The organism is Anaerobacillus sp. (genome assembly GCF_046314235.1).
Lineage (GTDB): Bacteria > Bacillota > Bacilli > Bacillales > Anaerobacillaceae > Anaerobacillus.
In genome coordinates this window covers 219,611-233,639 of sequence record NZ_JBKBWN010000003.1, presented here as the reverse complement: position 1 = coordinate 233,639, position 14,029 = coordinate 219,611, and the positions used below count along the sequence as shown (strand labels likewise).

The 14,029-nt window shown below is 37.8% G+C and carries 9 protein-coding genes; 2 read left to right on the top strand and 7 right to left on the bottom strand.

The genetic code is table 11. The features are described 5' to 3' along the window. Positions 1–140: 140 nt before the first annotated feature. Positions 141–800 (bottom strand): TVP38/TMEM64 family protein, encoded by a 660-nt coding sequence (locus ACK4M9_RS05230; protein ID WP_409848539.1) that lies wholly within the window; start codon positions 798–800, stop codon positions 141–143. A 164-nt stretch (positions 801–964) separates the two neighbouring features. On the opposite strand from ACK4M9_RS05230, the gene ACK4M9_RS05225 reads away from it, so the two are divergent. Further along, positions 965–2,266 carry a voltage-gated chloride channel family protein gene (locus ACK4M9_RS05225; protein ID WP_409848538.1) on the top strand — a complete coding sequence of 434 codons (1,302 nt, stop codon included), beginning with the start codon at positions 965–967 and terminating at the stop codon, positions 2,264–2,266. A 26-nt stretch (positions 2,267–2,292) separates the two neighbouring features. On the opposite strand, the gene ACK4M9_RS05220 is transcribed toward ACK4M9_RS05225, so the two are convergent. After that, complete coding sequence (locus tag ACK4M9_RS05220; RefSeq protein WP_409848537.1) at positions 2,293–2,991, bottom strand: MerR family transcriptional regulator; 699 nt, start codon at positions 2,989–2,991, stop codon at positions 2,293–2,295. A 264-nt stretch (positions 2,992–3,255) separates the two neighbouring features. Further along, positions 3,256–3,990, bottom strand: coding sequence for an HAD family hydrolase (locus tag ACK4M9_RS05215; protein WP_409848536.1), 735 nt, complete (start codon positions 3,988–3,990; stop codon positions 3,256–3,258). Positions 3,991–4,635: 645 nt separating this feature from the next. Between ACK4M9_RS05215 and ACK4M9_RS05210 the strand changes: the two genes are divergently transcribed. Further along, positions 4,636–9,030 (top strand): S8 family serine peptidase, encoded by a 4,395-nt coding sequence (locus ACK4M9_RS05210; protein ID WP_409848535.1) that lies wholly within the window; start codon positions 4,636–4,638, stop codon positions 9,028–9,030. 754 nt (positions 9,031–9,784) lie between these two features. Here the strand turns inward: ACK4M9_RS05210 and ACK4M9_RS05205 are convergent. The 4 genes from ACK4M9_RS05205 to ACK4M9_RS05190 form a co-directional block, all read right to left on the bottom strand. Further along, on the bottom strand, positions 9,785–10,192 hold the full coding sequence (locus tag ACK4M9_RS05205; RefSeq protein ID WP_409848534.1) for a cupredoxin domain-containing protein: 408 nt from the start codon (positions 10,190–10,192) through the stop codon (positions 9,785–9,787). 382 nt (positions 10,193–10,574) lie between these two features. Then, positions 10,575–11,780, bottom strand: coding sequence for a threonine ammonia-lyase (ilvA, locus tag ACK4M9_RS05200; protein WP_409848721.1), 1,206 nt, complete (start codon positions 11,778–11,780; stop codon positions 10,575–10,577). Positions 11,781–11,888: 108 nt separating this feature from the next. Beyond that, positions 11,889–12,296 carry a thiol-disulfide oxidoreductase DCC family protein gene (locus ACK4M9_RS05195; RefSeq protein WP_409848533.1) on the bottom strand — a complete coding sequence of 136 codons (408 nt, stop codon included), beginning with the start codon at positions 12,294–12,296 and terminating at the stop codon, positions 11,889–11,891. Beyond that, the gene (locus tag ACK4M9_RS05190; RefSeq protein WP_409848532.1) at positions 12,277–13,971 is read right to left on the bottom strand and encodes a M3 family oligoendopeptidase; all 1,695 of its coding nucleotides are present in this window, start codon (positions 13,969–13,971) and stop codon (positions 12,277–12,279) included. The genes ACK4M9_RS05195 and ACK4M9_RS05190 overlap by 20 nt, the downstream gene beginning before the upstream one ends. Positions 13,972–14,029 lie beyond the last annotated feature (58 nt).

Here is a 14,029-nt window from a genome sequence, read left to right as displayed (position 1 = left end):
CTATAGTTCATTTAATGAGCCATTTAATATACTCTCTAGTTTTTCCATTTTGTATGAAACTTTAATCTCTATCTATTATGAACTAGCTTAACATTTGAATATGAACACAATATGAACAAGACAAAAGAGCAACTAATGAACTAGCTGCTCTTCTTAAGTGTAGGTTGGTGTTGTTTTCTTTTTCGTTTTTTATAAAGGTAAACGATAACAATTGATATACCTATTAATAACAACATTAGTTCAATATCAAGAGAAAAAAGACCTAACGGAACTAAAGATAAAGCGAAAAAGTAAACAAAGTTACCTAGACTTGTGGCTAATAAGAAATCTTTAAAACTTATCGAGCTAATCCCACTAACAATATTCACTAGATTTGTCGGTACAAAAGGGAAAATCCTTGCAAGTAATACATACATGAACCCATTCTCTTCAGCTTTTTTCTTGATCGAGTCATTGATTCTTTTCTGCAAACGTTCTTTAAAGAAATACCTAGCACAAATGAAAATGAGGGTAGCCGCAACCATACTTGCAAACCAACTCCAGATTAGTCCATAAACAAAGCCATAGAATCCAATATTAACAGAGAGAATTAGTATAAGCGGAATAAATGTAATGATATTTTGAATCATCATCAAAAAAAACGTGATAACAAACATTGGTAAGAAATGTTCATCTAACGAACTACTAATCTCTTCAATATCTCCTGCTAAGAAAATTTGAATAACATCTTTATTAGCGAATAAAAAAATGATTAGTAAAAAAATCGATACTGCTGAAACAATTTTCATCGCAAGCTTCAATCTTGTCACCTCTTTTAATCGTTACATTGTAGCAATGTAATTATGAACTAACTATAATTCACAACACTATTTATGGGTAAATTTCCTAGCTAAGGACACTATAAAAACGATGTTTAGCTGTGGACTAAGCAACCATTTATTAAAATTATTTAGGAGGCTTTAAATTGCAAGGCAAAATAGTGCGATATCAATCTTTCATTACCACCCTTTTGCTATGGGTATTATTCGGGAGTATCATTGGCGCAGCCGTAGGTTCAACATCTGCCATCCTTTTAAATACAAATGATTTCCTCGGTGATACAAGAAAGGCACACCCAGGGTTGATCTACTTACTCCCTCTTGGTGGCGTACTAATTGGTTTTATTTATCAAAAATATGGAAAATCATCTGCTAAAGGGAATAATCTTATTTTAGATCAAATTCATAGTAATGGAAAGGTTCATCGTCGAATGGGACCAATTGTTTATCTTGGTACGTTTATAACCGTTTTATTTGGTGGGTCTACCGGACGAGAAGGTGCCGCGATTCAGATGGGGGGAAGTATTGCCGAAACAGTCAATCGCTTATTTAAAATTAATCCAATTGATACAAATATTTTACTAATGGCTGGTATTAGTAGCGCTTTTGGTTCCGCTTTCGGTGCACCGGTTACCGGTGCTGTTTTTGGAATGGAAATGGCTTCCTTAGGGAGGTTAAGGTATGAGGCAATCGTTCCTTGTTTTACAGGGAGCTTCGTCGGTCACCTTGTTGCAACACAATTTTGGCGTTATCGACACGAAGATTTAATTATTGAATTGGTTCCTGAACTAACAGCAACTACTTTTGTCAGCTTTGTCCTTGTTTGTGTCATTTTTAGTTTCGTTAGTATTATCTACTGCCAGCTAAGGCACTTCATCCAAAGTTTTTCTGAAAAACATTTAAAAAGCCATATGTTAAGAGGCTTTGTTGGTGGTATTTTTATAGTAGCTTTAGTATACATCGTCGGCTCTTATGATTATAATGGCCGTGGATTAGAAATGATTGAGCAGTCATTTCATGGAAACGTCCCGCCTCTTGCTTTTATCGCCAAACTTGTATTTACTGCCGTAACCATGGGCTTTGGTTTCGTTGGTGGGGAAGCGATCCCCTTATTCTTTATCGGTTCTACATTAGGAAATACACTGTCTACATTCGTAGATCTACCAACTTCATTTCTAGCAGCGGTAGGTCTAATTGCAGTTTTTTGTGGTGGCGCTAATACACCAATTGCTTGTTTCATTCTTGCGGTCGAAATGTTTGATGGTAAGGCTGTCGAGTATTTTTTCCTCGCTTGTTTAATAAGTTACATCTTTTCTGGTCACCATGGACTTTGGCCTTCACAAAAGGTGTACGATCCAAAGAGTAGGATGGAAACCCTCCCAAGTGGAAAAACAATTGCTACTATCAATAAACAAATTCATCAAGGGAAGTTCGAAAAGGATCAGTAGCTCTTTCGCTTCTGATCCTTTGTTGATTACATTTTTGGAAACTTCATTGGCGTTCTAGAAAGTAGGTTTAACCAGTAAGAAAGCTTTCTTTTTTCTCTTTTCTGCTCTATTGTCGCTGCTGCTTGACGATAACTTTGAACAAAGTCTTGAAATAACTCCTCTCGTTCTTCTACTTTCTTTTGCAAGAAGAGCTTCTCTTCTTGTTCTTTTTCAATTTCTTGTTTTAAATCAAGGATTTGTTCTGATGTCATTTTATATGTATCAAGTACTTCATGAGAATATGTTTGAACAATTCCTTCTGTAATCGAATTCCCTTTCGTTATTTCCTTTTTTACTTCACTAGTCAATTCTGATTTTACTTCCTTTATAAACTCACCTTTAAACTGCTCTAGCGAGTCGGAAATATTTTGAACGACTTGGACTGTTTCAGTTTGTAAAGCAACAATATCCGCATATTTCAAATCGTATTCAGATTGAATTTGCTCAGGGATTTCACGTTCATCTTCATTGTTCGTTTCTAATATGAACATAACCATTTCATCACTTAAGTTCTTATCTTTCATCAATTTAATCTTCCTTAATACGATCAGTTCATTGTCACTATAAATCCGTGATCCGTTTTTTGTTCGATGAATTTGGATATATTGATAAAAAACCTTCTCCCAGTTTTTCAAATTACCAATTGAAATTTTCAATTGTTTGGATACATCTTTAATCGTATACATTATTGCCTACACCTCTTCTCTTAGATTGAAAGGGAAAACTTTTGTTTTTATACTATTAAAGATGAGGCTCCCCTTTTTCCTTCAAGGTGACAAAACTTCTAAAAAGAAGTGCATGTTCGGCAAAATTTGTATAGTTAAGTTAAAATCTTCGCAATAAAACTATCAATGAGAAAAGTCGCTGGTGACATTCTCTTTTTGTAAAACTCTAACGAATTTTAGAGTCTCGTTCAAGAACATCCAGCGACAACTTGTAGACAGTTTTGATTATATTTTTATTTCAGTTGAAAATACCCCATCTTTTTTTAATAACTTCTCATATAACTCTTCCAAAGAACCTTGATCGTCAATTGTAAAGTTTGGTTCACCACGATCAATCACACAACCTTCTACTAAAAAAGTTTTCATGCCAATTTTTGAAGCGGCCATATCTTCTTGCTTATCGTTTCCAACCATCAAACATTCCTCAGGGTGCACCCCAAGTCGGTCACAGATCTCTTGATAATACTCGCCATGTGGCTTTGTAAAGGCACTATTTTCATAAACTGTCACTACCTCAAAAGGCAGATCGGAAATCCCAGCCCACCGTAAGCGCTCATAAATAGCTACTTTCGGAAATACTGGGTTTGTTGCCACAGCAATTCGATAGCCTTGTTTAATCGCTAATTCAACCACTTGTCTTGCCATCGGGGTCGGGTTGCACAAATGTGATAGAGTTGGAAAGACATTTGTATAAAAGTCATCCAGTGTCGGCCAAATATCTTCTTTATTCAATTTCGTTAGCTCTAGGAATGTTTCTTCAAATACACGTTCATTTGTTTTCTTTGCTTCAAGATTTCGCATCATCGCTTCAGTTCCTGTAAAAAGTGCTTTAAGAAACTGTTGCGGATCAATAATTTGAGCAACCCTTGGGGCTAATTGTTTTAAATAATCTTTTACAAAAGCATCAGTATCCATTGGAAGTAATGTACCATCTAAATCAAATAATATAACTTTTGTCATCGATAAGCTCCTTATATCTATCATTTCATTTTTACATAAACCAAATTATAACATATTTCAAAAATGAGAGGTTTATTTTCACCATAAGACTATGCTCCTATTTGCATTTTTTTCTAGTCTATTTGATACATAAAAATAGAATAAAAACACATTGTTAGTCCCCTTTATACATCATTACTATTCTTTTACTAAATAAACACTAGTCCTAACTACGTATTTATACTACTTTTGTTCACACGAATATTACTTTAGTTATATTCGCCCATACTACCTAATTCTTAACGCAATATCTGTACGCCTTATGTCGACTCTGCATAACTTGAAGTTTTTACCATCGATCTCTTTTGATAACCAACCTATTTATCCCGTCAATTAGCCTATATGAAATTTTTTCCATTTGTGACTTTTTATTCATTTTAAGAATATTCAGTTTTTTTGTTTCGAATTTCGACACTCTTCCCAATAATCGTTTATTAAGCTTAAGTTGCATCTAGATACCTACATAAATTCCAAACGTTGTAAAAATTAACATCATTCGACGTATGGAAGGGTGCCTTGTTATTTATAAAAGTAACAAGGCAAAGGTAGCTAAGTTTGAAAGGAGGACAGAAAAAAGGCACACATCTAAAATAAGGGGGATGAAAAATGCGTACAAAAAGACGATTATGTAAAGTATTTATGATTATGCTTTGTATTTTACTTCTTGCTCCAAGTTTTATGACGGCTGCAAGTGCACAAACAAAAAATGCTTCACTTTCTTACTTAGGCAATCAAAAAGAGATTGCTGTGGACAAAGTTAGTAAACGATTAAGTGATCAATTCAAAGATGAAAAAATGGTCACATTTCTCATCAAGTTTAAAGAACAAGTGGATGCAAATGAAGTTGCAAAATCGGCTGAAAAACAAGCTGAACTACAGCTTGCTTCTGCTGCAAAAAAGAAGCTTATCAAACGAAATGCCATTGTTTCAGAGCTTCGATCGACAGCTATCTCCACTCAAGCTAATGTTTTAGCATATCTTGAAAAGGAGGCAAGTGTTGGGAATGCAAAAGAAATTCAGTCCTTCTTCATTGTAAACGGTATGGCCGTTACTGCTACGAAACAAGTAGCTGAGAAAATCGCTGAATTTCCAGAGGTTGAAAAAATTCTTCCAAATGAAGTTCGTCAGTTACATGAACCGGCGAATCGCGGCAATAGTTTACTAGTCGAGAACACGGAGTCAACTATCGAAAATATAGAATGGAATATTGATAGAGTTGGCGCTCCACAAGTTTGGGAGATGGGCATTGACGGCACCGGTACTGTAGTAGCCTCTATCGACACAGGTGTTCAATGGAACCATCCAGCTTTAAAACAACAGTATCGTGGGTATGATGCTAATACAGATACTGTTAATCACGAATTTAGCTGGTTTGATGCGACTGCTGGTCAATCTGTTCCTTATGATGACCATGGTCACGGTACACATGTAACAGGAACAATGGTAGGAGTAGAACCTAACGGTACAAATAAAATAGGAGTAGCTCCTGGCGCAAAATGGATTGCAGTTAGGGCATTTACTGCTTCTGGTGGAACAGACGCAGCACTCTTAGCAGCTGGAGAATACATTCTAGCCCCAAAAGATGCTAACGGCAATCCAAATCCAGCAATGGCTCCTGATGTTGTCAATAATTCATGGGGTGGAGGTCCTGGCTTAGACGAATGGTATCGTCCAATGGTTCAAGCATGGCGTGCAGCAGAAATTTTCCCTGAATTTTCAGCTGGAAACACTCGTGCTGGAAACCCTGGTGGTCCTGGATCTGTAGCTACACCTGCAAACTACCCTGAATCTTTTGCAACAGGAGCAACAGATAGCAATAATATCTTAGCAAGCTTCTCTTTACAAGGACCTTCTCCTTACGGTCATATGAAGCCTGAAATCTCTGCTCCAGGTGTTAACATTCGTTCGGCTGTCCCTGGGAGTGGCTATGAAGGTGGCTGGAATGGAACGTCTATGGCAGGACCGCATGTTTCAGCAGCTGTAGCATTATTAAAACAAGTAAACTCAAGTTTAACTGTAGAAGAACTTGAACAAATTCTCTTAACAACAGCTACACCTTTAACCGACTCTACTTTCCCTGAGTCTCCAAATAACGGATATGGATACGGGTTACTAAACGTCCATGATGCTGTTTCTTCTATTATCTCTGGTTTAGGTAAAGTAAAAGGGCAAGTAGCGCGTGACGGAGTAGATGACGAAGCTCCTACGTTTACACATACACCTCCTAGTGAAACGTTTGCTGGGTTGAGTTTACCTTTAAGCATTCATGTTCAAGATAACGTAAGCATTTCTTCCGTTCATCTTCAGTATGAAAATAGCGATGGTGATTGGGTGAACGTTGAAGCGACACGGACATCTGGAACGTATAACAATGCAGTCTACCAAGCTGCTATCCTAGGTGACAACATTGCCGTGCCATCTGTATCTTATCGCTGGCATATCGTTGACTTTGGTGGCAATGAAGTAACTTCTGACATTTATGAAGTTGATGTCAATCCAGGTATTTCACTTGGTTACTTCCAAGATTTTGAATCAGATCCAATAGGCTGGTACTCGTTTGGTGCAAATAATAGCTGGCAGTGGGGTGTGCCAACGAGTGGACCTAATGGTGCCTATTCCGGTGAAAATGTCTATGCTACTAATCTTGCCGGGAATTATGATAATAATGCCAATATGACACTAGTAATGCCTCCGGTAGAACTACCAGAGGGTAGCTCAGCTTATTTACAGTATAAGAGCTGGCACAACATGGAAACACGTTGGGATTTTGGTCATGTGTTTGTTTCCACTGACGGTGAAAACTGGACTCAGGCATACCGTTTCGACGACGTTTCAAATGGTTGGGTTGATCGAGAAGTAGACCTAACTGCTTACGCAGGACAGACAATTTTAATTGGCTTTAACGTAACAACTGACAGTAGTGTTGTTCGTCCTGGCTGGTATTTAGATGATGTCCAACTTTCAGCTGAGTCTCTACTGCAAGGTGAAAAAACTAAATCGACCAAGGGTTCAAAAGACAGTTCTGTTGCAGTGAAAGCGGAGAAAGTAGATCCAGATAAAATTCACCCAATTGGATCACTGCTAGAGTTTGAAGAAGCGAAGACTAGTGAGTTCTCCACGTCTGGACTCCCACTTCATGCTCAAGTAACAGTCGTTGAGTCTAACCGCTCTGTAAATACTAATCCTGCAAATGGAAACTATGAATTGTTACATGCTGCTGGTACATTTACAGTTAAAGCTGAAGCATATGGATACTATCCATCAGAGCAAACAGTTGAAATTCCAGTAGATGGTGAAGCAATTGCTAACTTCGTATTAGACGAAATGCCTAAAGGAACAGTAAACGGGGTTGTTGTGAACAGTGCTACAGGAAACCCTGTTGCTAACGCAACATTATTACTTGTTGAAGATGCAGCTATTGCACCAGTAGAAACAGATGCAACAGGACAGTTTTCTTTAACTGCATACGAGGGCGAGTACACTTTACGGGTCATGGCTCCATCCTTCTATAGTGAAAATATAGCGATAACTGTTTCAGGAAATGAAACGAGCGAACAGAATGTTAGTCTTAGACCGTTTATTGGATACCCAGGCGAAATTGGGTACGATGACGGAACAGCTGAAAATGCTCGTGCATTTTTCGATGCTGGTAATGGTTGGGCCGTAAAAATGTCTCTACCTGAAGGTCAAGATACAGCACTCGTTACAGGCGGTGTATTCCGTTTTTGGGATACTGAATGGCCTGTTCCAGGGGGAACCGCATTCCAAGTAGCCGTATATGATGCAACTGGACCAGACGGAGCTCCTGGAAACAAGCTTGCAGGACCAATCGACGCTACTGCGTTACGTAATGGTGAATGGACAGATGTAGATCTTTCTGAACATGGTATCATCGTAGAACAGGACTTCTACATGGTATACATTCAGTCACATCCAAATCCTAATACACCTGGATTAGCAACAGATGAAAATGGTCCATATGCCGGACGTAGCTGGCAATTAGTTGGTGGTGCTTGGGCTCCTACTCCTGAGGTAGAAGGTAACTACATGATTCGTGCCCGTGTCAATTTTGAAGTGACACCACCAACCATTACTTCACCTGTCGATGGAACATTTACAAATATTGAAAATGTAACTGTGGAAGGAAAGGCCGCTCCTACAACAACCGTTCATGTATTCAATAATGGTGAGGAAGTCGCTACTGCCACTGCTACTGAGCAAGGAACTTTCTCTGTTGACATACAGATAACAGAGGGTACAAATGTCTTAACGACAAAGGCTTCAACAGCCAATGGTACAACAGAAGAGTCTGAGCCAGTAACAGTTGTGTTAGATCAAGACAATCCTGAACTTACCATTACAAGTCCTGAAAACGGAACGAAAACAAATCGTGAAACTGCAACAGTTACTGGAACTGTAGCTGACGCAAACCTTGACTTCGTATCTGTAAACGGAACTAATGTCACCGTTACAGATGGTGAATACTCACACCGTGTAATGCTCAATAATGGGGAAAATACGATTACAGTATTGGCACAGGATAAGGCAGGTAATAGTACAGAACAATCAATAACAGTTTTAGTTAACTATGACGCTCCTGAAATCACAAATCTACGCCCTACTGATGATGTAAGTCTTAACGCCGGTGAATCAGTTATGATTGAGTTCAACAGTGAAACTGGCCTAAATGCAACGTTTTCAATTTTAATGCCACTTACAAACCTAGATATAAGTAACGCTATGGAATTACCACTTCAAGAAGTGGCTCCTGGACATTATGTAGGATATTGGACGGCTACTTCAAACGTGCAAGCCGAAGGTGCTGAAATTGAAGTTAAAGTAAAAGATGACTACAACAACGTAACTCGCCAAATTGCAGCAGGAAAACTATTTATAAATGTAGATGGCAACGACGATGGTGGCAACGAAAAACCTGGTAAACCTGATAAGCCTGGTAAACCAGATAAGCCCGGTAAGCCTGGTAAGGGTAACGGAAAATAATGACAACATCATAGTTTGATCAAAGAGGTTGGGACATAACAAAGTTTCAGACACCGCTAGGCCCAATATAGACATATGATAAATCTGTACGTCTATAGTTAGTAAGAGCCGAGTGGTGTCAGACACTTTTGTCCCACCCTCTATTTTCTTTTTAACTAATTTCTTATTTGTTTTTTCTTAACAGAAAATTTATATAAGTTTAATCATTAATAAAACACTTGCTCACCAAATGTTGATTTTAAAGTGAACATAGATAAAGCAACTAAATCCGGTGAGATCGAATGGCGACTTACGTAATTCTGTACACTTGATTTACTTGCTTTATTTAAGATAACATGATATAGTTACATCTATTGCTTATGAGCAACTTAAAGTTCTTGGATTTTCTATTCCTACGTAAATTAAAACACATTTATATATAACAACTATATTTAGCATTTACGAGTAAAATCATCTGGCATCTTAAACACTTAGATTACCTTATTATTAGTGGCACGGCCTAGGAGTCGTAACGATAAAAGAGAGGTAGGGCTTTTGTTTTTTAGGGTTTTAAGAGTACAGAAAGACATTATCGCGGCAAAATTTTAAGTTCTAATTTCATAAGAAAGAAAACTTTGGCCTAGCCACTGCTTTTCTTATACGCAGGAATTTTTTTAGCACTGATCGGTGATCCATAACGCTAAAGAAGATCCTAACGTTTAAAAAACGAGCTTGGATTAGGGAACCCAAGCTCGTTTTTTCATTTAAATACAATTTATTTCACGACAATATAAGCAATCATTGGTCCATTTTGCTCGATTGTCTCATGGGCAGTACAAACGATGCGATAAATACCTTTTTTATCAAAACGTACCTTCACTCTCGTTTCTTCGCCCTTTTTTACATTCCCCTTAACATCAGTACCCTCAATATAAAAAGGATGTTCCTTGCCTTTTACTCCATAAAAACTTAGCGTAACCTCTTTTCCCTTTGGTACAAAAACTGTTCCAGGGTCCCAACGATAAACTTCGATTTCTTTGCCATCTTCAGTCTCAGATTCAAACTCTGTAGTAATAATTTGGATCACTAGTTCCTCATCATTATTTGCCGAAACCACTTCTACTTCCATTAACTGAACACCCATCATAAAACAAAGAAAACCGATAATTAGTAATTTTTTCATATTTGTTCACCTCAAAGGGAAGTATGTGCTAAAAAATTAATATTATACAAAAACACCTATATAAACTCTTTTACCGGACTCGATTTTATAGTTTCTAGGAGGTCGTGTCCTCGAAGCTACTTTTACTGGACTGGTTTTTACAGGTTTTAGGAGATCGTGTCCTCGAACTCTCTTTTAGCGGACTGAGTTTTACAGGTTTTAGGAGGTCGTGTCCTCGAACTCCCTTTTAGCGGACTGAGTTTTACAGGTTTTAGGAGGTCGTGTCCTCGAACTCTCTTTTAGCGGACTCAGTTTTACAGGTTTTAGGAGGTCGTGTCCTCGAACTCTCTTTTAGCGGACTCGGTTTTACATATTTTAGTAGGCAACTTCCCCATAAACACTCTTATAAATCAATCACATACCGTCGTTCCCTTAGGTTTGTTAATATTTTCTCTACATGATTTTTGTCCTTCGTTTCTAGCGAAAGGATTAACTTGGCGTACCCAGGTAAAATATTTTCTCCTACATGTTCTAATGAAATTGATAAGATATTTCCTTCAAGCTCAGTAATTAATTGCAAAAATTCTTGAAGGTGGCCTGGTTTATCTATCAAGATCGTTGATAAATGAACAAATCGTCCAGCTTCGACCATCCCATGTTCGATAATCCGAGAGATAAAATTGACATCGACATTGCCCCCACTCAAGATGGAAACAACCTTTTTCCCTTGAATCGGTATTTTCTTATAAAGTAAAGCTGCTAAAGAACTCGCGCCAGACCCTTCTACGAGTAATTTATTTCGTTCAAGGACCATGAGCATCGTTCTTGAAATCTCCATTTCATCAACGCAAAATATATCATCTACATAGTTACGAATGATCTCGAAATTTTGTATACCTGGTTTTCTGACAGCAATACCATCAGCCATCGTTGGTTGCGCCTCAACTTCGATTGGCGTCATCGCTTTAAGCGAATGTTTCATACTCGGACATGATAATGCTTGAACGCCATAAACTTTAATAGCTGGGTTGATGGTCTTTACGACCATTGCTATTCCAGCAATGAGACCGCCACCGCCAACTGGACAAACAATAGCATCCACTGAAGGTAATTGTTCCATTAATTCTAAGCCGATTGTCCCTTGTCCAGCAATTACAGCCTCATCATCAAATGGATGGACAAAGGTTGCCCCTGTTTTTCGTTGCATTTCAATAGCAAAATGTAAGGCCTCATCAAAGCTACTTCCTTTTAAAATAACCTCGGCACCATAGCGCTTCGTCGCTTCTATTTTACTTAGCGGTGCCCCTTTTGGCATGACAATGGTGCAAGGAATTTTTAACATTTTTGAAGAATAAGCCACACCTTGAGCATGATTTCCTGCCGAGGCTGCGATAACCCCTTTTTTAAGTTCTTCATCTGTTAGCGAAAACAATTTATTACATGAACCCCTAACTTTAAAAGAACCAGTCTTTTGTAGGTTTTCTAGTTTTAAAAAAACATCATTATTAGAAAGCTCACTAAATGTACTTGAATAATCAAGTGGCGTTATATGAACAATCCCCTTCATCTTCTCTCTTGCTTTTTCAACATCTGTTAAAGTGATTGGCATTAACACTTCTCTCCCTCTCGGCTTGCAATTAACCCTATTTTTCACAAGCATAATTAGTTTATGCAAGTAAAAAAGCGGAAGCGACCTATTAAAGGCGCTTCCGCTTTTCTATTCTAAAAACCGTTTTCTAATCGCAGGCGACGGGAGCATACAAGCGTCTGACTTTCCAAACCATTTATAGCGATTTTTAGCAATGAAATCGTAGAAAAAATCGCGTAGGGGTGCCGGGAATATCATAAAAACTTTAAATATCGGCCAAAACCCATTTAAATGACCACAAATCTTTAACGCTGCTTTTGATTTTGTATAAAATCGTTCATTCTCTATCAAGACGACGCTTTTGATATTATTCGGGACACCAAACTCATCAATTAATTTCAGTCCTATCTCACTTTGAAGTGACGCAAAATGAAAGTAAGCTTTGTCATCTCTTTTAATGATAAATTGAACACTACCTTGACAAAAATGACAAACACCATCAAATAAGATTATTGCTTTATAATTTATTGTCTTCAACCCCGTTAAGCCAAGCAGTGATTTCACCGATCACTGATTCGACGCAACCATCTTTGAATGGCGATATTAGGTTAGCTACTGCTACTAATTCAGTAAATGACTGGCTTCCACCTTGTTTGCACAACGTAATATAGTCAGCCCATGCACTTTCTTTATCTTCATTGGCGCGCTTCCAAAATTGGAACGCACAAATTTGCGCTAACGTATAGTCGATGTAGTAGAAAGGACTATTAAAAATATGCCCTTGTTTCTGCCAAAAACCACCACGCTCTAAGTACTCATTCTCATCATAATTACGGTGTGGCAAGTATTTCTTTTCAATCTCTCTCCAACCTCGTTTTCGTTCCTCAGGAGTTAAATCAGGATTTTCATAAACGAAATGTTGGAATTCATCAACACTTACCCCGTACGGAAGAAACAGTAATGCTTCACTCAAGTGATTGAACTTATATTTATCTGTATCTTCTTTAAAGAATAATTCCATCCACGGCCAGCAGAAAAACTCCATACTCATTGAATGAATTTCACAAGCCTCATAAGTTGGGAAATGATATTCTGGAACTGCAAAGCCACGACTTAAAAAAACTTGAAAAGCATGACCGACTTCGTGTGTTAACACATCAATATCTCCACTGGTACCGTTAAAGTTAGCAAAGATAAATGGCGAAGCAAACTTATCAATGTATGTGCAATAGCCTCCACCAGCCTTGCCTTTTTTACTAACGAGATCTAACAGCTGCTTTTCTCTCATAAACGTAAAAAATTCATTTGTTTCCTCGGACAATTCAGCGTACATCTTTTCACCATTGGCTACAATCCATTCTGGATCTCCTTTAGGTGTTGCATTTCCTGTTGCAAATGAAAAATCCTCGTCATAATATTTCAGCTCATCGACACCAATCCTTGCACGTTGCTTTTCTTTTAATTGCGTTGCAACAGGAACGATAAACTCTTTTACTTGATTACGGAAGTTTGCGACCATCTCGCCATTATAATCAATCCGATTCATTCTGGCATACCCAAGCTCAACGAAGTTATTAAAGCCAAGTTTACGAGCAATTTTCGTTCTGACTTTTACTAGCTTGTCATAAATATCATCAATTTTCGCTTCGTTTTCCGAGAAAAAATTGTATCTCGCTTCCATTGCCTTCTTTCTCATCGCTCTATCTGTTGACTGCTGGAACGGAACTAATTGAGAAAGATTACGTTCTTCACCTTCAAAATCAATTTTTGCTGAAGCAATAAGCTTTGTATACTCACTTGAAAGCTTATTTTCAAGTTGTAAATCTTCGACGATTTCAGGAGAAAACGTTTTTTGCGATAATTCAGCCATCGCAAAAAGTTGCTTGCCCCACTTCCCTTCCAATTCGTTACGAAAATTAGATTTTGTTAATGCTTCATAATAGCGATTAACAAAGCCTTGGTAGATTGGATCAACCTCATCGAAAAAGTCTTGCTCACTCTTGTAAAATTCATCATTTGTATCAATCGTATGTCGGATATACACAAGTTGCGACATTGATTCAAACTCATTACGAAGCCTATTAATACCTGTCATCATCTGATCTTGCACTTCAAACGTTTCTGCATTTGAAAACTTTTCTAGAAGTACATTAAATTCAACTTCAATTTGTTGCATGTCTGGTCTTACATAATCATATTGTTGAAAATTCATTAACCTCTTCCTCTCTATGTATCGTTAGTTATGTATATTTCGCCTTACTTCAGAAAAA